Origin of the sequence: Paraburkholderia sp. RCC_158 (assembly GCF_041355255.1) — a bacterium.
GTDB classification, from domain to species: Bacteria; Pseudomonadota; Gammaproteobacteria; order Burkholderiales; family Burkholderiaceae; genus Paraburkholderia; species Paraburkholderia graminis.
This window is the reverse complement of sequence record NZ_JBFUPM010000005.1, coordinates 440672-462701: the sequence shown is the minus strand read 5'-3', so window position 1 is coordinate 462701 and position 22030 is coordinate 440672. Positions and strand designations below refer to the sequence as shown.

Here is a 22030-nt window from a genome sequence, read left to right as displayed (position 1 = left end):
TAATGACTCAGATGATTCATACGCGTGAACAGATCAAACAGCGCCTTTCGGTCCTCGTCGGGCTGAACGTCAGCGGCGTGGGACACGCAGCGGACATGCTTACGTTGCAGTTCGGGCCGATCCGGGAAATAACGACAAAGCGCCAAACTATAAAACGTGTCGGCGCATGGTCACTACATATTCAATGCGACTGGACAATCGAACAAGGAGCGACAGTCCTGGCAGCCTATCGTGATTTTGCGGCTTCTGAAACGAGTACGCGCGAGATGACGCACCGCATCCGCGACCTGGTTGTAGACAAGGGGCCGACCGTCGTTCAAACGATTGAGGTCGGGGATAACGGTATGGTCCGCATCGGCTTGTCCAGAGATGTCCGAATTTCGATCACCACGGACGGGATATCAGACGAGGAGGACTGGCGGTTCTTTGCTTCGGGATCGGATGCCAAGCACTTTGTGATTACAGGTGGGAAGGTGGATCCTTGGTCTTTATCGTGACTGGGATAATGGAGCGCGCTAAGGACATGTTCGATTTCCGGTAGCGAGGCCGGAATATAAACCGATTCCCTTATGATTGATACGCGAAAAGAGATTGAACGTCACCTGTCTGCGCCCCGAGGGCTAAACGTGAGCGGTATAAGCCACGCCGCAAACATGCTGACAATGCAGTTTGGTTCGCTGAGACAGGTCACGAATTTCAAAGGCGCGGTTAAACAGGTTGGTGAATGGGCGCTTCACATCCAATGCAACTGGCAGGTTGAGCGGACGGGCGAAATCATAGCCACACAGAACGCTCTGTCAGGGACTGACGAGGAAGCACACCGCGCGGCGGAGCAACTTGACGAGTTGCTGGTGAAGCATGGGCTGACGATTGTCGAAGACGTTTTGGCCAACGAATCGGGCGGGGTAATTCTTTCAATGTCTGAAGGGCTGCGCGTCACCATTACGCCGGCCGGCATACCGGACGAGGAAGACTGGCGATTCTTCGCGCCCGCGTTTGATGCACAGCACTTTGTGATCGAAGGCGGCAAGATCGATCCATATTCATTTTCTTGATTTCGCGGCTGCGCCACTCGACGGCATCAGTTCGACAATAAAGAAGGCATCCGGCCTTCTCGCGGACTCCACCTCCTCCATACCACGACCGCATTGAAATCGTCGCGGCCTCTCCCTTTCCCCCTCCCCAGCACTGCATATATCACGCGCTTCACCGGCCACCTCTGCACGTAGCTTGTCCAGGATCATGTTCCCGATCCCGCCGCACTCTTAGAATTCCACAGCGCATGAAGTAGTGGTCTGGTCTTCATCGCGAGAACATTGGGTAGCGTTTCAGATCGGTCCACGGAAATCAGCAGATATGGTGAATAAAAAGAGCTTTGAACGGGTATTGATACCCTTGGGGGCTGGGCTCTCCGCGTGCCTTTCGGGGTGCAGCAATCTCGAGCTGCTCGATCCGAAAGGCAGTATCGGCATGGCGGAGAAGTCGCTGATCAGTACGGCGACAATGGCCATGCTGCTAGTCGTCGTGCCGGTGATCGTCATGATCATCGTGTTTGCGTGGCGTTATCGCGCCAGCAATCGCAACGCGACGTACGCACCGAAGTGGGCGCATTCCACCGCGATCGAAACAGTGGTGTGGACCGTACCCACGCTCATCATTCTGTTCCTCGGCATTCTGACCTGGAACACCACGCACGAACTGGACCCTTACCGGCCGATCGAATCGGCGGTCAAGCCGATCAAAGTCGAAGTCGTCGCGCTCGATTGGAAGTGGCTCTTCATCTATCCCGAACTCGGCGTTGCGTCGGTCAATCAGCTTGCAGTACCCGTGGGTACGCCGATCGACTTCAGAATCACGTCCGATTCTGTGATGAATTCATTCTTCATTCCGCAACTCGGAAGCCAGATTTACGCAATGGCGGGCATGCAAACGCGACTGCATCTGATCGCCGACCACGCGGGCGATTACGCCGGCATTTCCGCGAATTTCAGCGGCAAGGGCTTTTCGGACATGAAGTTCCGCACGCTTGCTGTCACGCCCGCGCAGTTCGACGCATGGGTCGACAAAGTGAAAGCGTCGCCGCGCCGGCTCGATATGAACGAGTACAACTCGGTGTCGAAACCCAGCGAGAAGGAACCGGTCGGCTATTTCTCGTCGGTCGATTCGAGACTCTTCAACAACATCATTGCGAAGTACAACAACGGTAATGTTCTTGATCCGCAAAACAGCAATTGCCGCACAAAGGGTTAGCACATGCTCGGAAATCTGACACTCTCCGCGATCCCGTTCGATCAGCCCATCATCATGGGCGCGGGCGCACTGATGCTCGTCATGGTGCTTGCGGTAGTCGCGACACTGACCCGCCTTCACAAATGGAAATGGCTCTGGCACGAGTGGCTGACCAGCGTCGACCATAAGAAGATCGGCGTGATGTACATCGTCGTTGCCGTGCTGATGCTCGTGCGCGGTTTCGTCGATGCAGTCATGATGCGCCTGCAGCTTGCACTCGCCTATCATTCGCCAGGCTACCTGCCGCCGCATCACTACGATCAGATCTTCACCGCGCACGGCGTCATCATGATCTTCTTCATGGCGATGGCGTTAATGGTCGGCCTGTTCAATCTCGTCGTGCCGTTGCAAATCGGCGCGCGCGACGTCGCGTTCCCGTTCCTCAATTCGCTCAGTTTCTGGATGACTGCGATCAGCGCGATTCTGATGAATCTGTCGCTCGTGATCGGCGAATTCGCGCAGGTCGGTTGGCTCGCGTATCCGCCGCTCTCGGAGTTGCAGTTCAGTCCTGGCGTCGGCGTCGACTATTACATATGGAGTCTGCAACTGTCCGGCGTCGGCACGCTGATCACGGCAATCAACTTCTTCGTGACGATCGTGCGGATGCGCGCGCCCGGCATGACGCTGATGAAAATGCCCGTATTCACGTGGACCGCACTGTGCTCTAACGTGCTGATCATGGCCACGTTCCCGATCCTGACGGTGGCGCTCGCGCTGCTCGGCCTCGATCGCTACATGGGCATGCACTTCTTCACGAATGAAGCAGGCGGCAACGCCATGCTCTACCTGAACCTGATCTGGGCATGGGGACACCCTGAAGTCTATATCCTCGTGCTGCCGGCATTCGGCATCTATTCGGAAGTGATTGCGACGTTCTCCAAGAAGCCGCTATTCGGTTACCGGACGATGGTCTATGCAACCTGCGCGATCATGGTGCTCGCATTCCTCGTGTGGCTGCATCACTTCTTCACGATGGGTTCCGGCGCGGACGTCAATGCGTTTTTTGGCATCATGACGATGATTATTGCCATTCCAACTGGCGTGAAAATATTCAACTGGCTGTTCACGATTTATCGCGGGCGGCTGGAGTTCACCGCGCCTGTTCTGTGGACGATCGGCTTCATGATCACGTTCACGATCGGCGGCATGACTGGTGTGATGATGGCGATTCCCGGCGTGGACTTCGTATTGCATAACAGCCTCTTTCTCATTGCGCACTTTCATAACGCGATCATCGGCGGCGTGGTGTTCGGTTACCTGGCCGGTTTCCACTACTGGTTCCCGAAAGCGTTCGGTTTCAAGCTCAATGAGAAGCTCGGCAAGTGCGCGTTCTGGTTCTGGTTCGTGGGGTTCTACGCTTCGTTCATGCCGCTCTATGTACTCGGTTTCATGGGCATGACGCGGCGCCTGAATCACTATGACAATCCGGCGTGGCATCCGTGGCTGATTGCCGCCGCATGCGGCGTCGTGTTGATCGCTATCGGCGTCGTGTTTCAGGTGGCGCAAGTGTGGGTCAGTGTGGCGAACCGCAACAAGCCCGAGTATCGCGACATGACTGGCGATCCGTGGGACGGCCGCACGCTTGAATGGGCAACGTCATCGCCGCCGCCGGTCTATAACTTCGCGATCATTCCGACAGTGCACGAGCTCGACGCTTATACACACATGAAGGAAACCGTGAGCGGCCACGCGAAAGCGCCGGTGTATCGCGACATCCATATGCCGTCGAATACGAGTGCCGGTTTGTTGATCGGTATGTTCGGCCTCGTGCTCGGGGTTGCCGGCGTCTGGCATATCACGTGGCTGGCGGCTGCCGCGCTGTTGGCCATCGTCGCGACGCTGATCGTGCGCAGCTTCGGCGATAACGACGGCTATTACATTCCTGCGGAAAAAGTGCGGGAAATCGAAAGCAAGCGTGGCCCTGCGGCCGCACCGGTGAATAACCGCGAACTGGAAGCTGTGGAGGCCTGATTCATGTCGAACAATACACTCTCCGTTTCGCTCGATGGCGGACACGGCAATCACGGTTCATCGGACACGGTGTTCGGCTTCTGGCTGTATCTGATGACCGATTGCGTGCTGTTCGCTTCGCTCTTCGCGGTATTCGCCGTGATGTCGAATCAGTTCGCGGGCGGCCCATCGGGCAAGGATCTGTTCGACATCGGCGGCGTCGCGGTCGAGACCGCCGCGCTGCTGTTGAGCAGCATCACATACGGCTTCGCGATGCTTGCCGCGCGTCGCGGCAAATCCACTGCGGTACTCGCCTGGCTCGCGGTGACGTTCGTGCTCGGCCTCGCGTTTCTCGCTCTGGAAATGCGCGAGTTCTCGCACCTGATTGCCGAGGGCGCCGGACCGGCCCGCAGTGCGTTCCTGTCGGCGTTCTTCACACTGGTGGGCACGCACGGCTTGCACGTCACCGTGGGTCTCGTATGGATGGCAGTGCTCGCGGTGCAGATCGTACGCGGCCCTGGATTGTCGGAGCGCCAGCTCACACGTCTCGCGTGTTTAAGTCTCTTCTGGCACTTCCTCGACATTGTGTGGATCTGCGTCTTTTCGTTCGTCTATCTGGGGAGCGTGCTGTAAATGGCTCACATGCAATCACTTTCAGCGGATCAAGGTCACGGCAGTCTGCGCGGTTATCTCGCCGGCTTCGTACTGTCGGTTGTGTTGACCGCGGCTGCTTTCTGGCTTGTCATGCACGGCGCTTTCCCGGCGCAGACCGCGATGATCGCGCTCTCCGTTCTCGCCTTCGTGCAGATTGTCGTGCATCTCGTGTTCTTTCTGCATATCGACATGTCAGCCGGGCAGCGCTGGAATGTCATGGCATTGGCCTATACGGCATTGGCTGCGTTGTTCCTGATCGGCGGGACGGTGTGGGTCATGCATAACGTCAGTATGAATATGATGTCCCGATAGGGTAGACGTCGGAAGCCTTGTGCGCCCCGTCTCTTCGTGGCCGCTCACCACCAAGCTTGCGGTCGTCGTCGCGACCTTGCTTGCACTTGCGCTGGCATCCATCGGCGTGACGTTGTGGATCACGTTGCAACTGGACGGCGGCGCGGCCGTCATCAACGAAGCGGGCCGCATGCGCATGCAGACTTATCGCGCGGCGCTGATGTTGCGCGAAGCGCCCGAGCGCATCGACGCGTTGGCTACGCAATTCGATAAGAGCCTTGAACTATTACGCGTCGGCGATCCGGCGCGTCCGCTGTCGGTGCCGTGGAACGACGAAGCTCGTGCGCGTTTTGCTAACGTGCAACGGCAGTGGCAGGCATTGCGGCCCATCTGGATCGATGCGGCGAAGGCGCGCGACGCGCCATCGTCCACATCCACCGACATACTGCGCGAAGCGAACACCTTCGTCGAGATGATCGACGCGTTCGACACGTCGATAGAAGCACAACTCGCGCGCTGGACGTCAATTCTCAACGTTGTGCAGATTGCGCTGCTCGTGCTGGCGATCGGCAGTGCATGGGCGCTGCTGTACATCGGCCATCTGCTTGTACTCGAGCCCGTGTCGCGTTTGACCGGCGGCCTCGCTCGCATCGAGGAGGGCGATTTCTCGATGCGCGTGCAAGTCGCGTCGCACGACGAGTTCGGTCAGTTGTCGGCCGGCTTTAACCGCATGGCCCGCAATCTTCAGCAGTTTTATGCCGAGCTTGAACAAAAAGTCAGCGAGAAGACTGCAAGCCTCGAAACCGAGCGCGCGCGGCTTGCGGCGCTCTACGAGATCAGCGCGTTCGCGGCTGAGGCCAGCACGCTCGACGTATTGGCGCACGGTTTCGCGCGACGCATGCGGGGCATTGCGGGAGCCGATTCGGTCGCGATCCGCTGGTCCGACGAGGGCAACGAACGGTATCTGCTATTGGGAAGCGACGGCTTGCCGCGCTTCATGATCGAAGACGAGCAGTGCCTGACCTCGCATAGCTGTCTATGCGGCGAGCCGCGCACCGAACCGGGCGCGCGCGTGATCCCGGTTCACACCGACGGTGCGGCGATTCTCGGCCACTGCGCGCGCGCCGGTTACGCGACGCTCGTGTCGGTGCCCGTGATTTTGCATCAGCGTCCGCTCGGCGAAATCGACCTCTTCTTCAACGACGAAATAGCGTTGTCCGCGCAAGACCGCGATCTGTTCGACGCGCTCTCAAGTCACCTTGCAACCGCAATGGAAAACCTGCGCGTCACGGCGCTCGAGCGCGAAGCGGCGGTCTCCGGCGAGCGCGCGTTGCTCGCGAGCGAACTGCACGACTCGATCGCGCAGTCGCTCGCCTTCCTCAAAATCCAGGTGCAATTGCTGCGCGATGCGTTGCCCGCGCATACGGATGCGTCGGTTGCGCGAATCGTCGACGAACTCGATGCAGGCGTGCGCGAAAGTACCGGCGACGTGCGCGAACTGCTGGTTCACTTTCGCACTCGCGGAAATGCAGAGGACATGGAGCCCGCATTACGAACGACGCTGCGCAAGTTCGAACATCAAACGGGGCTGACCACGCATTTATCGATGCAAGGTCATGGCTTGCCGCTCGACGCCGATGTCAAGGTGCAAGTCCTGCATGTGTTGCAGGAGGCGCTGTCGAACGTGCGCAAACATGCTCGCGCGCGTGAAGTGTGGCTGGAGGTACAGCAGACTCCGGCGTGGAGCTTCGAGGTACGCGACGACGGTCAGGGCTTCGATGCGGCGCGCTATACGCGCGGCGAGACGCATGTCGGCATGCGCATCATGCGCGAGCGGGCCGCGCGCATCGGCGCGCGGGTGGTGGTCGAATCGGTGCCGGGCGAGGGCACTTGTGTGACGCTGACGTTGCCGCAGCATCGCGGAGACACGTGTATGCGGACTGACCAACCGGTTTCCAAAGGCAGAACGATATGACTTCAATCCGCTTGCTCGTCGTCGACGATCACACGTTGTTCCGGCGCGGCCTGATCGCGCTGCTCGGCCAGGACGCGCGTTTTAGAGTGGCCGGCGAAGCTGCCGACGCAGGCGAAGCGCAACGCCGCGCGAGCGAATTGCAACGCCGCGCGAGCGAATTGCAACCCGACGTGATCCTGCTCGACAATCATCTGCCGGGCGTGGACGCACTGAACGATCTGCGCGAAGCAGCGCCTCACGCGCGCATTCTGATGCTCACTGTTAGCGAGGACGAGCGCGACTTGGGCGCCGCGCTGCGCGCGGGCGCGCGCGGCTATCTGCTGAAAACGGTCGATGCCGAGGCGCTCGCGGATTCGATCGTGCGTACCATGCGCGACGAGTCCGTCGTGAGCCCGGAGATGACGGGCAAGCTGGTGCAAGCCTATCGCGCGATGGCGAACGCAGGCGAGGGCGACGCCAGTTCAATCGCCGATGATGATCCTGCAACGCTCAAGCCCGAAGCGCAACATGGCTCCGAGCCTGAACCCGCGCTGTCGATACGCGAGCAGGAAATCCTCACCTACATCGCGCGCGGCGCGAGCAATAAGGAAATTGCTCGCGCGCTTGCCATTTCAGAAACGACGGTCAAGATCCACGTCCAGCACATTCTGCGCAAACTGAAGCTGACTTCGCGAGTGCAAGCCGCGGTGTATGCAACGGTCAATGCAATCTGTCGGCCTACGACTGCATAGCATCAACTCAACGCTATCAACTTCCACCCATAGTTCGAAAGAACTACGTCCTGCCTAAAGTAGTCAGCCCGCAGTAGTTCTTTTGCCGCGCTGAGACCCTCCATTCGAAGGATGTTCGCGAATGCGGTGAGAGTCCAAAGTCGATGTCATGAAAAGCGGAGTTCGTTTCATGACACAGACATCGACAGCAACCGACGGCCCATCTCGCCGGCGCGCCTTGTCCGTGCTGATCGCCAGCACGCTCGCATTCACGGTGTGCTTCATGGTGTGGATGATGTTCGCCGTCGTGGGCATTCCGCTGCGCCGCTCATTGCATCTGAACGAGACCGAGTTCGGTGTGCTCGCCGCGTTGCCGGTACTCACCGGTTCGCTGGTGCGCGTGCCGCTCGGCATCTGGACCGACCGTTATGGCGGTCGCATTGTCATGACCGCGTTGATGCTCGCCACGGCGCCCGCGATCTGGCTGTTGAGCTATGCCACCGCCTATTGGCAGCTACTCGTGATCGGTCTCTTCGTCGGCCTTGCGGGCGGCTCGTTTTCGGTCGGCACGCCCTACGTCGCGCGCTGGTTTCCGCCAGAGAAGCGCGGCCTCGCGATGGGTGTTTTCGGCGCGGGCAACTCCGGCGCGGCGGTGAACAAGTTCGTTGCGCCCGCAATCGTCGTCGCATTCGGCTGGGCGATGGTCCCTCAGGTCTACGCGGTAATCATGCTGGTTACGGCTGTGGTGTTCTGGATTCTCAGCAGCAGCGACCCGTCGCATCTGGTCTCGCAGAACGCGCGTTTCGTCGACCAGTTGCGCGCGTTGAAAGACCCGACGGTGCTCAAGTACTGCCAGTACTACAGCATCGTATTCGGCGGTTACGTCGCGCTGTCTCTGTGGATGGTGCAGTACTACGTCGGCGAATATGGTCTCGACCTGCGCGTCGCGGCGCTGCTCGCCGCGTGCTTCTCGCTGCCGGGCGGCGTGCTGCGCGCGGTGGGCGGCTGGCTCTCCGACCGTTATGGCGCGCACCGCGTGACGTGGTGGGTGATGTGGGTGAGCTGGGTGGGCCTGTTCCTGCTCAGCTATCCGCGCACGCATTTGATCATTACCACGGTGAACGGCGCTAAAGGCTTCGACATCGGCCTCAACGTGATCGGTTTCACGGTGCTGATGTTCGGACTCGGCATCGCATTCGCGTTCGGCAAGGCCAGCGTCTTCAAGTACATCGGCGACGAGTACCCGGACAACATCGGCACGATTTCCGGCATCGTCGGGCTCGCGGGCGGCCTGGGCGGCTTTCTGCTGCCGATTCTCTTCGGCCTGCTGGTCGACTTCACCGGCATTCGTTCGAGCGCCTTCATGCTGCTTTACGGCGTGGTGTGGGTCTCGCTCATCTGGATGTACTTCACCGAAGTTCGCACGAAAGACGTACTCGCGGCAACTCCGCCCGTCTCGTCGGAACAGCCTGTGCGAACTGTCGGATCTCAACCTGCGGAAACGGAATCATGAATATCTCGACAGCACGCGCGCGGGCCGGCCGCACGCTCAAGATCTGGACACCCGAAGATAAAGCATTCTGGCGGCGCGAAGGAGAAGCCGTTGCAAAGCTTAATCTGTGGATCTCGGTGCCCGCGCTCTTTTTCGCCTTCGTCATCTGGCAGATGTGGAGCGTGGTGGCGGTGAGCTTGCCGTCGCTTGGATTTAACTATTCGACCAATCAACTGTTCTGGCTCGCGGCCGCGCCCGCATTGTCCGGCGCGACGTTGCGCATCTTCTATTCGTTCATGGTGCCGATATTCGGCGGGCGGCGCTGGACCACGATCTCCACCGCGTCGCTGTTGATTCCCACAATCGGTATCGGCTTCGCTGTGCAGGACAACACGACAAGCTATCCGACGATGCTGCTGCTCGCGCTGTTATGCGGCCTCGGCGGCGCCAACTTCAGTTCGAGCATGGCCAACATCAGCTTCTTTTTCCCGAAGGAACGCAAAGGTTCTGCGCTCGGCGTGAATGGCGGGCTTGGCAATCTCGGCGTGTCGGCGGTGCAGTTCCTGTCACCGCTCGTGGTAACGGCGGGCATGCTCGGCATCTTCGGCGGCGAGCCGCAGACGCTCGTCAAGGCCGGGCACACGTCGCAAGTGTGGATGCAGAATGCGGCGTTTATCTGGGTGCCGTGTATCGTCATTTCAACGCTTGCAGCATGGTTCGGAATGAACGATCTCGCCGATGTGAAGGCGTCGTTCGCTGCGCAGGCAACCATCTTTAGGAGCCGTCATAACTGGCTGATGTGCACGCTGTATCTCGGCACCTTCGGCTCGTTTATCGGCTATGCAGCCGGCTTTCCATTGCTTATCAAGAGCCAGTTTCCCGGCGTTAATCCGCTGACGTATGCATGGCTTGGGCCGTTCGTCGGTGCACTCATCAGGCCGTTCGGCGGATGGCTCGCGGACCGGCTCGGCGGCGCGCGCGTGACGCTGTGGAATTTCGTCGTGATGGCGCTCGCGGTCGTCGGCGTTCTGTACTTTCTGCCAAAGACGGGCGGCGCGTCGCTCTCGCTCGCCTCGGGTCCGCGCGATGGCAGCTTCACAGGCTTCTTTGCGATGTTCCTGCTGCTCTTTCTCACGACCGGCATCGGCAACGGTTCGACGTTCCGCATGATTCCGGTGATCTTTTCGAATCTGCGCCTGTGTGGCGTGCCCGCGGGCGATGCGAATGCGCTCGCCGATGCGACACGTGAAGGCAGTACCGAAGGCGCGGCCGCAATTGGTTTTGCAGGCGCAATCGGCGCGTACGGCGGGTTCTTTATTCCGAAGAGTTATGGCAGTTCCATTCTGATGACCGGCGGCCCGGAACTCGCGTTGTACTGCTTCGTTGTTTTCTATTTGCTGTGTATTGGGCTTACGTGGTGGTTCTACGCGCGGCGCAATGCGGGCATGCCGTGTTAATCGAAAACGGACCTACACAATGAGCCACTTTCTCGACAGACTTAAATACTTCTCGCAGCGCAAGCAACGCTTCGCGCAAGGCCACGGCGTGACGACCGGAGAGGACCGCACGTGGGAAGACGCGTACCGCGCACGCTGGCAGCACGATAAGGTGGTGCGCTCGACACATGGCGTGAATTGCACAGGCTCATGCTCGTGGAAGATTCACGTGAAAGGCGGCATCGTCGCGTGGGAAACGCAGCAGACCGATTATCCGCGTACGCGCGCCGAGCTGCCGAATCACGAGCCGCGCGGCTGCGCGCGTGGTGCGAGCTATAGCTGGTATCTGTATAGCGCGAACCGCGTCAAGTATCCGCTCGTGCGTGCGCGGCTGCTCAAGCATTGGCGCGCCGCGCGTGCGGTGGCGATGAGTGCCGTCGATGCATGGGCGGCGGTGGTGGAGAACGACGCGCAACGTCGCGGCTATCAGCGTCAGCGCGGCCTCGGTGGGTTTGTGCGTGCGAGCTGGGACGAAGTGAATGAGATCGTCGCCGCGGCCAACGTCTATACGATCAGGAAGCATGGGCCGGATCGCATCATTGGCTTCTCGCCCATTCCGGCGATGTCGATGGTCAGTTATGCAGCGGGCAGCCGCTATTTGAGTCTGATCGGCGGCGTCTGCATGAGTTTCTACGACTGGTATTGCGATCTGCCGCCCTCGAGTCCGCAAACGTGGGGCGAGCAGACCGATGTGCCGGAATCCGCGGACTGGTACAACTCGAGTTACATCATTGCGTGGGACTCGAATGTGCCGCAAACGCGCACGCCCGACGCGCATTTCTTCACCGAGGTTCGCTATCGCGGCACGAAGACCGTCGCGGTCACGCCCGACTATGCGGAAGTCAGCAAACTGGCGGACCTGTGGATGCACCCGCGCCAGGGCACCGACGCCGCGCTCGCGATGGCGATGGGCCACGTAATTCTGCGCGAGTTCTATTTCGAGCGGCGCAGCGCGTACTTCGACGACTATGCGCGCCGCTATACCGACCTACCGTTGCTCGTGCAACTAAAAGAGCAGACGCTGGTCGACGGCCGCCGCATCATGGTGCCCGACCGCTATCTCCGCGCCGACGATTTCAACGGCGTGCTCGGCCAGGACAATAACCCCGAGTGGAAGACGGTCGCGTTCAACGTCGACGGCAAGCTCGTGTTGCCGCATGGTTCGATTGGCTTTCGCTGGGGCGCGGAAGGCCGCGGCGACGCAGGGCGCTGGAATCTCGAAGCAAAAGAAGCGCGGCATGGCGCAGAAGTGAAGCTGAAGCTCTCCGTCGCGGAAGACGGCGCGCAAGCGCATGAGATCGTCACGGTCGGCTTTCCGTACTTCGGCGGCATCGACACGCCGCATTTCACCGCAAGCAAACAGGCCGATGTACTCGCGCGCGAGGTGCCGGTTGCGCGCATTGCACTCGGCAAGAACGGCGAGCGCCGCGAAGTGCTCGTCGCCACTGTGTTCGATCTGTTGGCCGCTAATTACGGCGTAGATCGCGGCTTCGGCGGCACGCGCGATTACAACGACGACGTGCCGTATACGCCTGCGTGGCAGGAGCGCATAACCGGCGTGCCGCGCGAGCAGGCCATTTTAGTGGCGCGCGAATTCGCGGACAATGCGGACCGGACGCAGGGTAAGTCGATGGTGATTATCGGCGCCGCAATGAATCACTGGTATCACAGCGACATGAATTATCGCGGCGTGATCATCATACTGATGCTGTGCGGCTGCATCGGTCAAAGCGGCGGCGGCTGGGCGCACTACGTCGGTCAGGAGAAGCTGCGTCCGCAAACGGGCTGGACGCCGCTCGCTTTTGCACTCGACTGGATTCGTCCGCCGCGGCAAATGAATTCCACCAGCTTCTTCTACGCGCATACGGATCAATGGCGCTATGAAAAACTCGGCGTCGAAGAAATTCGTTCGCCCCTCGCGGATCGCGCGCACGACGGCGGCTCGTTAATCGACTATAACGTGCGCGCCGAACGCATGGGCTGGTTGCCGTCGGCGCCGCAATTGCAGACCAATCCATTGCAGGTGGCGCGCGACGCACAGGCAGCAGGCATCGATGCAAAAGCCTATGTCGCGCGAAGGCTGAAAGACGGCACGCTGAAGATGAGTTGCGAGGACCCGGATCATCCGGACAACTGGCCGCGCAACATGTTCGTGTGGCGTTCCAATTTGCTTGGCTCGTCGGGCAAGGGGCACGAGTACTTCCTCAAGCATCTGCTCGGCACGACTCACGGCGTGCAAGGCCGCGATCTCGGCGACGACGATGCAAAGCCGCGCGAAGTCACATGGCACGACACGGCGCCGGAAGGCAAACTCGATCTGCTCGTCACGCTCGACTTCCGGATGAGCACGACGTGTCTCTATTCGGACATCGTGCTGCCGACCGCGACGTGGTACGAAAAGAACGATTTGAATACGAGCGACATGCATCCGTTCATTCATCCGCTGTCGAGCGCAGTCGATCCGGCATGGCAGGCGCGCAGCGACTGGGAGATCTATAAAGGCTTTGCAAAGGCTTTTAGCGAAGTCTGCATCGGTCATCTCGGCGTCGAGAAAGAAGTCGTGCTCACGCCGCTAATGCACGACACGCCCGCCGAACTCGCGCAACCGTACGATGTGCGCGACTGGAAACGCGGCGAGTGTGAACTCGTACCCGGCAAGACCGCGCCGCAGGTGAGCGTGGTCGAACGCGATTATCCGAACGTATACCGCCGCTTCACGGCTCTTGGCCCGCTGATGGACAAGCTCGGCAACGGCGGCAAGGGCATTGCGTGGCAGACCGGCACGGAGACCGCGCAACTCGCCGAACTCAACGGCATCGTCAATGAAGAAGGCGCGACGCGCGGACTCGTGAAGATCGACAACGATATTGACGCATGCGAAGTCGTGCTGATGCTCGCGCCCGAAACGAACGGCCATGTCGCGGTGAAAGCGTGGGACGCGCTCTCGAAGATTACAGGCCGCCATCATGCGCATCTCGCGCTGCATCGCGAGGACGAGAAGATTCGTTATCGCGATGTTCAGGCGCAGCCGCGCAAGATCATTTCTTCGCCAACGTGGAGCGGTGTGGAAAGCGAGAAAGTGTCGTACACGGCCGGCTATACCAACGTGCATGAACTGATTCCGTGGCGCACGCTGACGGGCCGCCAGCAGTTCTATCAGGATCATCCGTGGATGCGCGAATTCGGCGAGAGCTTCGTGAGTTATCGCCCGCCGGTCGACCTGAAAGCCGCGTCGCCGATGCATGGCCGCAAGCCGAATGGGCACACGGAGATCGCGCTCATGCTCACGCTCAATCGCGGCGGCCCGGTGATCTGGCTCAGCGAAGACGACGCTAAAAGGGCTGGCATCGAAGATAACGACTGGGTCGAACTGTTCAACATCAATGGCGCGATTGCCGCGCGTGCGGTAGTGAGTCAACGCGTGAATCCCGGCATGGTGATGATGTATCACGCGCAGGAGAAGATCGTCAATGTACCCGGTTCGGAAATCACCGGCACGCGCGGCGGCATTCACAACTCGGTCACGCGCATTGTGCTCAAGCCCACGCATATGATCGGCGGCTATGCGCAGCTTAGCTACGGCTTTAACTACTACGGGACCATCGGCACGAATCGCGACGAATTCGTTGTCGTGCGCAAGATGGCGAAAGTCGACTGGCTCGACGACGAACCGGTTATCGCGACACACGGAGATCGCACATGAAAATTCGCGCACAGATCGGCATGGTGCTCAACCTCGACAAGTGCATCGGCTGCCATACGTGTTCGGTGACGTGCAAGAACGTCTGGACGAGCCGCGAGGGCGTCGAATACGCGTGGTTCAATAATGTGGAGACGAAGCCGGGCATTGGCTATCCGAAGCAGTGGGAGAACCAGGACAAATGGAACGGCGGCTGGAAACGCAATGCGGACGGTTCGATTGAACCGCGCCAAGGGAGCCGGCTCAAGGTGCTGTCGCGGCTCTTTGCGAATCCGAATCTGCCGCAAATCGACGACTATTACGAGCCGTTCACGTTCGACTACGAGCACTTGCAGTCCGCGCCGGAAAGCAAGGCGCCGCCTGTTGCGCGAGCGCGCAGCCTGCTCACAGGCAAGCGGATGCAGAAGATCGAGTGGGGGCCGAACTGGGAGGAGATTCTCGGCGGCGAGTTCGAGAAGCGCAGTAAGGACAAGAACTTCGACGATGTGCAGAAGGACATCTATGGTCAGTTCGAGAACACCTTCATGATGTACTTGCCGCGCTTGTGTGAGCATTGCCTGAATCCGGCGTGCGTCGCGAGTTGTCCTTCGGGTTCAATTTATAAGCGCGAAGAAGGCGGCATTGTATTGATCGACCAGGACAAATGCCGCGGATGGCGCATGTGCGTGTCGGGATGTCCGTATAAGAAGATCTATTACAACTGGAAGTCCGGCAAGGCGGAGAAGTGCATCTTCTGCTATCCGCGAATTGAAAGCGGTCAGCCAACGGTGTGTTCGGAAACCTGCGTCGGGCGCATTCGTTATCTCGGCGTGCTGTTATACGACGCGGACGAAATTGAAAAGGCGGCGTCGGTAGAACATGAGACTGACCTGTATCAGGCGCAACTCGACGTGTTTCTCGATCCACACGATCCGCGCGTAATTGCTCAGGCGCGCGCCGATAGCATTCCCGACGCATGGCTCGAAGCGGCGAAGAAGAGCCCCGTCTACAAGATGGCGATGGAGTGGAAAGTCGCGTTGCCCTTGCACCCGGAATACCGCACGCTGCCGATGGTCTGGTACGTGCCGCCTCTGTCACCGATCACCACCGCGGCAAGGGAAGGACATATAAGCGCGAACGGCGAAATACCCGACGTCACGCAACTGCGTATTCCGGTCAAATACCTTGCCAATCTGCTGACTGCCGGAGACGAAGCGCCGTTGATCCGCGCACTCGAACGAATGCTGGCAATGCGCACGTATCAGCGCGGCAAGCATGTTGACGGCTGCGAGAATCCGGCCGTGCTCGAGCAGGTCGGCTTGAGCCGCGACGAAGTGGAAGACATGTACTGCGTCATGGCGCTCGCAAGTTATGAGGACCGCTTTATGGTGCCGGGCACGCATCGTGAATACGCGGAGAACCTTTATGACCTGAAGGGTAGTTGCGGCTTCTCATTCGGCAACAGATGTTCGGATGGCGTGGGCGAGACAAGCCTGTTCGGCGGCAAGAAGAGACGCACCATTCCGATCAGGGAGCAGGTATGAAACGGGCCGACATGAATAGTGACGCTCATCATGTGGCCGCTCGCGTGCTGGCGGCGTTACTGAACTATCCCGGCGCTGAACTGCGCGCGGCTTTGCCGGATCTGCGCGTTGCGCTGCAGTCATCAGAGCGGGCGCTTTCCGACGAGAGCCGTGAAGCCGTCGTCGCGCTGATCGACACTCTGCAAGACCCCGACGCGCTGGAAGCCGAAGCGCGTTACGTCGACACATTCGATCGCGGACGCCGAACATCGCTTCATCTATTCGAACATGTGCACGGAGATTCGCGCGAGCGCGGTCCCGCGCTGATCGATCTGCAACAAACGTACGCACAACAAGGCATGTTTCTCACCGCCGATGAATTGCCGGATTACCTGCCGGTCGTTCTCGAATTCGCCGCGATGCAGCCGCAGCATACGGCGCGCGAGTTCCTGGCCGAGATGGCGCATCTGTTGCAATCGATTCATGCGGCGCTCGTGTGTCAGCACAGTCCCTATGCCGCAGCGGTGGCGGCGACGCTGGATCTCGCGGGCGAGCCGGTGCAGCCGCCCGATGCCGCTGCGCGAGCGCCTGCCGAACCTGCGATCGATGACGAATGGCGCGAGCCCGACGCATTTGGCGGATGCTCGCCAAGCGGTTCGCATTACGCGCCCGATGTTCAGACCATTCAGTTCGTTCGGCGCGACGCCACTTCTTTCGCTGCGCCCAAGGAAGGCTTGCTATGACCGCTATCGACACGCTCCTCTTCGGCATCTATCCCTATGTCTGCCTTACGGTGTTTCTGGTCGGCAGCCTGCTGCGCTACGACCGCGACCAGTACACGTGGAAAAGCGATTCGTCGCAGCTACTGCGCTCCGGCACGCTGCGTTGCGGCAGTAATCTGTTTCATGTCGGCGTGCTGTTCCTGCTATTCGGGCACTTCTTCGGCATGTTGACGCCGCACTTCGTGTACGAGCCGTTCATCAGCGCGGGCACGAAGCAGATCGTCGCGATGGTCTCCGGCGGAATTGCCGGCCTGCTCGCGCTGATCGGCGTGACGCTGTTGCTGCGCCGGCGTCTCGGCGATCCGCGTATTCGCGCGACGTCGAAGACCAGCGACATTGTTCTGCTTGTGTTGTTGTGGGTGCAACTGGTTTTGGGGCTCGGCACGATTCCGTTGTCCGCGCAACATCTTGATGGCAGTACGATGCTCAGGCTCGCCGGCTGGGCGCAGCACATCGTGACGTTCAGGTCAGGCGCGGTGCAACTGCTCGACGGCGTGAGCTGGGTTTTCAAGGCGCATATGGTGCTCGGCATGACGGTGTTTCTGATCTTCCCGTTCACGCGGCTGGTGCATGTATGGAGCGGCTTTGCTTCGCTCGCGTATGCGTTGCGGCCGTGGCAGTTAGTTCGCGATCGACGGATGAATCTGCCGGCGGGCCGGCAGGTGCCGCAGCAGCAACGCCGCGGCTAGCAGCGGATGTCGCTTACGTTCGCGCGTGCTCGGTGCCCGATGGCGCGAGATCAAAACCGCACACCGATGCCGCCCTCGATCAAATCCGTATCGCGGTTATAGCGGGTGACCACGCGATTCCACGTCACGCGGGCGAGCCAGCGCGAGGTGAAGCGATAGCTCGCCGACACGGCGAAGAGCGCAGAAACGCGGCCGTCGCCCGTGCGGTCTTGCGGAAGGTTGTCGGTCTGCGTGATCGCAACATAAGGACCAACGCCCGCCGATAACGTGAGGCTGTCGCCGAAGAATGCGCGCGTTGCCCACAACTGCACGGCGACGCCGTCGCGCCGCGATTGAATCTGGCCGCCTTCGTGCAGATATGACGCGCTCACGTCGACATAGCGCCATAAGCCGCGCCGGTATTCAAGGCTTCCCGCACTCGCCGATTCTGACTCGTTGCTGTTGAGGATCGTCTTGCCGAACATGACTGTTAGCTCGTTGCTCGTCACGTTCGAGCTTCGCGGTACGGCTCGCTCACGCGGGCCCGGCTCGCCGGACGCCTCGAGCTGATAACCGACGCCGAATAGCAGCGCCGTCGTGTGAGGACCGCCGAACGCATGTACATGATTCAGTTGGGCGAGGGCAATCCAGCGTCGGTCGAAATAATAGGCGGCGCGCAGGCTGGCCAATACGCCCCAGCCGTGGGTGTTCGAATAATCGCCGCCGGCGCTTGCCGCGGTGGTGTCGAAGTACCGGTATGGCCCGGCGCCCGCCGACAATTCGAGGCGATCGTTCCATAGCGGCATACGTCCCCAGGCTTGCAGCGCCTGTCCGTCACGATGATGGTTGGGCAGATGCCCCTCGTTGAGCCAGGAAAAGCTCCACGCTGCGTAGCGCCCCAAACCTTCGCGATACGTCGCGCTCCACGAGTAGGTATTCGAGCCTGCACTAAAAAGGGGACCCGCCAGTAGCGAGAACTCCTGCGCCTGTGCGCAAGAAGAAAAGCCGGCGAGAGCGCCGAATAGAAGCGCCGACAGAGGCGCAAGAGCATGTTTGCAGGATCGATTCGCGGACACTATCCGATAGTCACCAGAGTATGTACAACGAAGGTAGTGTGCAGATGGCCGCGGCGCAAGAGAAACAAGGGTCGGTGTGAGGGAATTAGCGCACGGCACTCAACACTATAGCGGCGCGATCGGCGCGTACGTGTGTTGACGCACTAAACGCAGATGTCGTGTTCTTGATGCGGTGTGCGGGTTTGCTAATAGGTCAAATAGCCATTAATGCATGCTGTCAGGTGCTTATATATCTATTTGCGAGGGAGGTTTTAATCTCGCTTGTTGAGAGCCTTGCTTGTTGCCCGGTTTGCGAACGCTAGGTTGTTTTTGTCCGTTGCCGACGACTCGCTCCCCGCTTGAATGCGCTCGAATAGCGTTAACCACGAGAAAGGAAATTTCGTCGGACGATTGAATGCGGAAAATTCCATCCGTCGTTGTGTAGGCGGCGTGCGTTGTTAGATCGGCTTTCGTCTGATGATGGTTAATTTTTCCTATGGCGTGCACCACTTCTGCGCTAGAAAGAAAGACTTACTGCAAGCTCATGTAAAAGAGAACAATTGTCCTAGGGTCGGATGCACTAACGCGCTGTCCATCTAATCTTCCGATCATCATCTGAAAGCAGGAATTTTTGCGTTACGCGAAGTTCTCGGAAAGATTCCTGCTTTTTGCCCCAAAAGCACCGATTTCCGTGTGACCTGTCCAGCATTACCGGGTACGATTTACCCCGGTCGCGACGGAGAAGCGAACAACTTTCCGAGCGAGTGACCGGTAACAGCTGTCTCGCAGTGGCGTTTCCAGGTGGTCCATTAACGAATCGCGGCGTCGAGCGCATCGCGACGGGCGGAGCTTTTTCTACCGCCAACCGATTTATTCCACGTTGTCTCCGGCAATGTGATCGCACTTATGCAAAGTGCCGATGGCGCAGCATGCAATTGTGCATAGATAAGCACAACGAATTAATAACAATTGTTTTTTTGAATAATCGCAGGTTCTACCGAACTTCACAAACTCATCTTTTGATTTTTTATCGAGAACTTTCTCGACAGTGGGAAAAACAAACATGGTGAAACGACGACAATTCCTCGGCGGCTTGACGGCCCTTGCCGGCAGCTATCTTCTCAGCGCGTGCGGTGGCGGTGGCTCCGGCGACGGCAGCACGGGTTCAACAGCAAAGGCCTCCGCGAGTCCAATGGCGAAAGTCTCGGCCGCGAACGCCTCGGCAAACGGTACGGTGATGCCGGGAGCCGCTTCGATCATTGACGGTTACGGCGACGTGTGGACGCTCGTCAACGGCGTGATTTACCGCAACGGCTCGACGGTCGGCAATACGTATAGCGTGTCGCTCGTGCTCTGGTATGGCGGCAAGATATGGCATTGCGGCACCGGCGGTCAGTTCTATGTGAACGCGGATGATGTGCCCGAAAAATGGCTGCATTGCAGCGACCCGCGTATCGACGTGGCGCCCGTTCCGGGCAGCTTCTACGGTATGAACGGACACGCTGATTACACGTATACGCCGGAACAGGTCGTGTCGATTCTGAAGGGAATGAATTGCACGAGCTATCGCGTTGGCGTGACCGACGATCCGAAAGATCTGAATGCGGTCGTCAAGCTTGCGCAAGCGTTTCAGTCGGCAGGACTTACGCTGCTCGTGCTGATCGACCAGGGCGTGTATGAATCGGGCGGCCTGATGGGCAGCGAATCCGTTGCCTACAATCGCGGTTATTCTGTCGGCGCAACCGTCGCAAACGCGTTGAAGCCGTATGGCGTGACGATTTACGAGTGCGGCAACGAGTTGACGCGACAGGACGCAACCGTGGTGGACTTCACGTACGCGGGTTCGAAGGCGAGCGACTTCAACAACCAGAACTGGCCCATCATGCGCGGTGTCATGCGCGGCATGATCGACGGCGTGAAGTCGGCGCAGCCGTCCGCGAAGTGCGGGATCAATTTCTGCGTGGCGGACGTGGGCGCCTCGGATGCACTATGGGAAGGCAGGCAGCCGGACGGCAGCGGGGGCCATCCGACGGTGCGTTGGGACGTCACGACGTGGCACAACTATGAAGTATACGGCGACCTGTTCAACGTCGGCACCGACGGTGCGGGACCGGGCTTCGACTTGGCCACGTATTGCAAGGCCCGCTACGGCGTGCCGCTGATTGTCACCGAGTGGAACACCGGGCCGGAGAAGTCGGAGAGCTATCGCGGGACTTACATCTCGGACAGACTCGCCGCGTTCTACAATGCCCGAAAGACCCACAACATCCAGTCGGTCATGTACTACGTTCTGGATAGCGGAAACAACACGTACGGCATAATGGTCGACGGTAAGGCAATCGACGCGCCGTACAACGCGTTCACCAGCTTCACGTCGGGCCACGCGGACACCTGAACGACGTCTAAGATGCTGTTGTAATGAACCTGGTTCTCGCCTCCCTCGTGGGACGAGGCCAGGTTTATATCAGCGGCAGAAGGTCTGCGGCACCAGTTTCCCCCACTCGTAGTCGATCTTGTCTGGCGTAAAAGGCAGAACGCCCGCGCCGGGAGTGAAAGTTAGCTCCCCGAAATAAACGCGGTTATCCGGCGCGTATAGATCGACGCGAACGTAGTCGAAGTCTTCGCAAAGTCTCGTGGCCGCATGCAGAATGGCCTCGAGATTCTCGGGACGCGGCGCCGGTATCGGGCTGCGTTTGTAGTAGCCAATCGCTATGTCGAGATGATTCCAGTCGACGTCATAGACGTCGCCCCGCGTATTCCCGCCAAATCTGTCCGAAATCACCAGAATGTAGATGATCGGGCGTCCGCTTCTTCCGCCAAAGCAGTGCAGTTTGTAGTCGGCAGGAATCTTGCCGCTCTCGTCGAGCAGCAGTTGCTCGAAGAAGATGCGTGGCTTGATCTGCCGATAGTGTCTTTCGCGCGCGATCTTGTAGAAATCGAGCGACAGCCAGTAGTTCGCGAGATCCCGCAGTTTCTCGAACGATGTTGCCGATTTATCCGTGACCACCTCGACGTAACTGCTGCCGTGGTTGGCCTTCATGACGAATGCATTAGGCAGCGCGTCGAATACTTCTTTCGTGAAGACGTCGGGCGTAGCCAGCAACGGTATGACGTGCTGTTCGCCGATTTTCCTCGCAACATACTCGCGGACCGTCAGCTTGTCGGTCAGCTCGACGAACCACGGGTCGGGCCGCAGGCTTTTCTGCAGGATCTTTTCGTTGAACGTAGTGGGGCGCAGCAGGTTCGGATAGCGGCCAATTTCCTTGTGATGCAGCAGGCTCAAAAATATCGGTGCCGGCAGCATCGACTTGGCTGCTTCTTTTAGCCTTCTGGCCGGAGATTCCTTGCGCGGCGCCAAGTGGTGGCTCGCGGTGTCCTCCGGCATATCGGCCTGGTTGGAGAACTGTACAGACTTCGTTGTTGTCATTGTCCGGTCCCTTTTGAATAGCGGCTCGACGCTCAATCG

Annotated in this window: 17 protein-coding genes; 15 read left to right on the top strand and 2 right to left on the bottom strand. The window is 59.4% G+C overall.

Annotated features, from left to right (window positions below; translation table 11 throughout):
- Positions 1-2: 2 nt before the first annotated feature.
- The 14 genes from AB6809_RS13690 (at position 3) to narI (ending at position 17530) form a co-directional block, all read left to right on the top strand.
- The gene (locus tag AB6809_RS13690) at positions 3-497 is read left to right on the top strand and encodes a hypothetical protein (protein ID WP_307258944.1); all 495 of its coding nucleotides are present in this window, start codon (positions 3-5) and stop codon (positions 495-497) included.
- Between the two features lie 72 nt (positions 498-569).
- On the top strand, positions 570-1055 hold the full coding sequence (locus AB6809_RS13685; RefSeq protein WP_029966163.1) for a hypothetical protein: 486 nt from the start codon (positions 570-572) through the stop codon (positions 1053-1055).
- A 301-nt stretch (positions 1056-1356) separates the two neighbouring features.
- Entirely contained in the window at positions 1357-2250 is an 894-nt protein-coding gene (gene cyoA, locus AB6809_RS13680) for a ubiquinol oxidase subunit II (RefSeq protein ID WP_029966161.1), read from the top strand.
- Positions 2251-2253: 3 nt separating this feature from the next.
- Entirely contained in the window at positions 2254-4260 is a 2007-nt protein-coding gene (gene cyoB, locus AB6809_RS13675) for a cytochrome o ubiquinol oxidase subunit I (protein ID WP_029966159.1), read from the top strand.
- Between the two features lie 3 nt (positions 4261-4263).
- Complete coding sequence (gene cyoC, locus AB6809_RS13670) at positions 4264-4872, top strand: cytochrome o ubiquinol oxidase subunit III (RefSeq protein WP_006049429.1); 609 nt, start codon at positions 4264-4266, stop codon at positions 4870-4872.
- Positions 4873-5205 carry a cytochrome o ubiquinol oxidase subunit IV gene (gene cyoD / locus AB6809_RS13665; protein WP_006049430.1) on the top strand — a complete coding sequence of 111 codons (333 nt, stop codon included), beginning with the start codon at positions 4873-4875 and terminating at the stop codon, positions 5203-5205.
- 19 nt (positions 5206-5224) lie between these two features.
- Positions 5225-7159, top strand: a complete 1935-nt coding sequence (locus AB6809_RS13660; RefSeq protein ID WP_029966157.1) for a type IV pili methyl-accepting chemotaxis transducer N-terminal domain-containing protein — start codon at positions 5225-5227, stop codon at positions 7157-7159.
- Positions 7156-7890: a LuxR C-terminal-related transcriptional regulator gene (locus tag AB6809_RS13655; RefSeq protein ID WP_307258950.1), complete on the top strand. Its 735-nt coding sequence runs from the start codon at positions 7156-7158 to the stop codon at positions 7888-7890. The genes AB6809_RS13660 and AB6809_RS13655 overlap by 4 nt, the downstream gene beginning before the upstream one ends.
- 169 nt (positions 7891-8059) lie before the next feature.
- Complete coding sequence (locus tag AB6809_RS13650) at positions 8060-9382, top strand: nitrate/nitrite transporter (RefSeq protein WP_029966155.1); 1323 nt, start codon at positions 8060-8062, stop codon at positions 9380-9382.
- Positions 9379-10818, top strand: coding sequence for a NarK family nitrate/nitrite MFS transporter (locus AB6809_RS13645; RefSeq protein WP_029966154.1), 1440 nt, complete (start codon positions 9379-9381; stop codon positions 10816-10818). Before AB6809_RS13650 ends, AB6809_RS13645 begins: the two co-directional genes overlap by 4 nt.
- A gap of 19 nt (positions 10819-10837) precedes the next feature.
- Entirely contained in the window at positions 10838-14560 is a 3723-nt protein-coding gene (locus tag AB6809_RS13640; RefSeq protein ID WP_371026830.1) for a nitrate reductase subunit alpha, read from the top strand.
- Positions 14557-16080 (top strand): nitrate reductase subunit beta, encoded by a 1524-nt coding sequence (narH, locus tag AB6809_RS13635; RefSeq protein ID WP_371026829.1) that lies wholly within the window; start codon positions 14557-14559, stop codon positions 16078-16080. Before AB6809_RS13640 ends, narH begins: the two co-directional genes overlap by 4 nt.
- The gene (narJ, locus tag AB6809_RS13630) at positions 16077-16802 is read left to right on the top strand and encodes a nitrate reductase molybdenum cofactor assembly chaperone (RefSeq protein WP_081652973.1); all 726 of its coding nucleotides are present in this window, start codon (positions 16077-16079) and stop codon (positions 16800-16802) included. The genes narH and narJ overlap by 4 nt, the downstream gene beginning before the upstream one ends.
- Positions 16799-17530 (top strand): respiratory nitrate reductase subunit gamma, encoded by a 732-nt coding sequence (gene narI, locus AB6809_RS13625; protein ID WP_371026828.1) that lies wholly within the window; start codon positions 16799-16801, stop codon positions 17528-17530. The genes narJ and narI overlap by 4 nt, the downstream gene beginning before the upstream one ends.
- 50 nt (positions 17531-17580) lie before the next feature.
- On the opposite strand, the gene AB6809_RS13620 is transcribed toward narI, so the two are convergent.
- Positions 17581-18585, bottom strand: a complete 1005-nt coding sequence (locus AB6809_RS13620) for a hypothetical protein (protein WP_371026827.1) — start codon at positions 18583-18585, stop codon at positions 17581-17583.
- A gap of 1042 nt (positions 18586-19627) precedes the next feature.
- Here AB6809_RS13620 and AB6809_RS13615 point away from each other — a divergent pair.
- Positions 19628-20959, top strand: coding sequence for a hypothetical protein (locus AB6809_RS13615; protein WP_006052030.1), 1332 nt, complete (start codon positions 19628-19630; stop codon positions 20957-20959).
- Positions 20960-21028: 69 nt separating this feature from the next.
- Here the strand turns inward: AB6809_RS13615 and AB6809_RS13610 are convergent, their stop codons facing one another.
- On the bottom strand, positions 21029-21991 hold the full coding sequence (locus tag AB6809_RS13610) for an ATP-grasp fold amidoligase family protein (protein WP_371026838.1): 963 nt from the start codon (positions 21989-21991) through the stop codon (positions 21029-21031).
- Positions 21992-22030 lie beyond the last annotated feature (39 nt).

What these genes read in the sequence shown, in the direction of transcription:
- AB6809_RS13690 (WP_307258944.1), top strand. Translation starts at nt 3, where the DNA reads ATGACTCAGATGATTCATACGCGTGAACAGATCAAACAGCGCCTTTCG.
- AB6809_RS13685 (WP_029966163.1), top strand. Translation starts at nt 570, where the DNA reads ATGATTGATACGCGAAAAGAGATTGAACGTCACCTGTCTGCGCCCCGA.
- cyoA (WP_029966161.1), top strand. Translation starts at nt 1,357, where the DNA reads ATGGTGAATAAAAAGAGCTTTGAACGGGTATTGATACCCTTGGGGGCT.
- cyoB (WP_029966159.1), top strand. Translation starts at nt 2,254, where the DNA reads ATGCTCGGAAATCTGACACTCTCCGCGATCCCGTTCGATCAGCCCATC.
- cyoC (WP_006049429.1), top strand. Translation starts at nt 4,264, where the DNA reads ATGTCGAACAATACACTCTCCGTTTCGCTCGATGGCGGACACGGCAAT.
- cyoD (WP_006049430.1), top strand. Translation starts at nt 4,873, where the DNA reads ATGGCTCACATGCAATCACTTTCAGCGGATCAAGGTCACGGCAGTCTG.
- AB6809_RS13655 (WP_307258950.1), top strand. Translation starts at nt 7,156, where the DNA reads ATGACTTCAATCCGCTTGCTCGTCGTCGACGATCACACGTTGTTCCGG.
- AB6809_RS13650 (WP_029966155.1), top strand. Translation starts at nt 8,060, where the DNA reads ATGACACAGACATCGACAGCAACCGACGGCCCATCTCGCCGGCGCGCC.
- AB6809_RS13645 (WP_029966154.1), top strand. Translation starts at nt 9,379, where the DNA reads ATGAATATCTCGACAGCACGCGCGCGGGCCGGCCGCACGCTCAAGATC.
- AB6809_RS13640 (WP_371026830.1), top strand. Translation starts at nt 10,838, where the DNA reads ATGAGCCACTTTCTCGACAGACTTAAATACTTCTCGCAGCGCAAGCAA.
- narH (WP_371026829.1), top strand. Translation starts at nt 14,557, where the DNA reads ATGAAAATTCGCGCACAGATCGGCATGGTGCTCAACCTCGACAAGTGC.
- narJ (WP_081652973.1), top strand. Translation starts at nt 16,077, where the DNA reads ATGAAACGGGCCGACATGAATAGTGACGCTCATCATGTGGCCGCTCGC.
- narI (WP_371026828.1), top strand. Translation starts at nt 16,799, where the DNA reads ATGACCGCTATCGACACGCTCCTCTTCGGCATCTATCCCTATGTCTGC.
- AB6809_RS13615 (WP_006052030.1), top strand. Translation starts at nt 19,628, where the DNA reads ATGGTGAAACGACGACAATTCCTCGGCGGCTTGACGGCCCTTGCCGGC.
- AB6809_RS13610 (WP_371026838.1), bottom strand. Translation starts at nt 21,991, where the DNA reads ATGACAACAACGAAGTCTGTACAGTTCTCCAACCAGGCCGATATGCCG.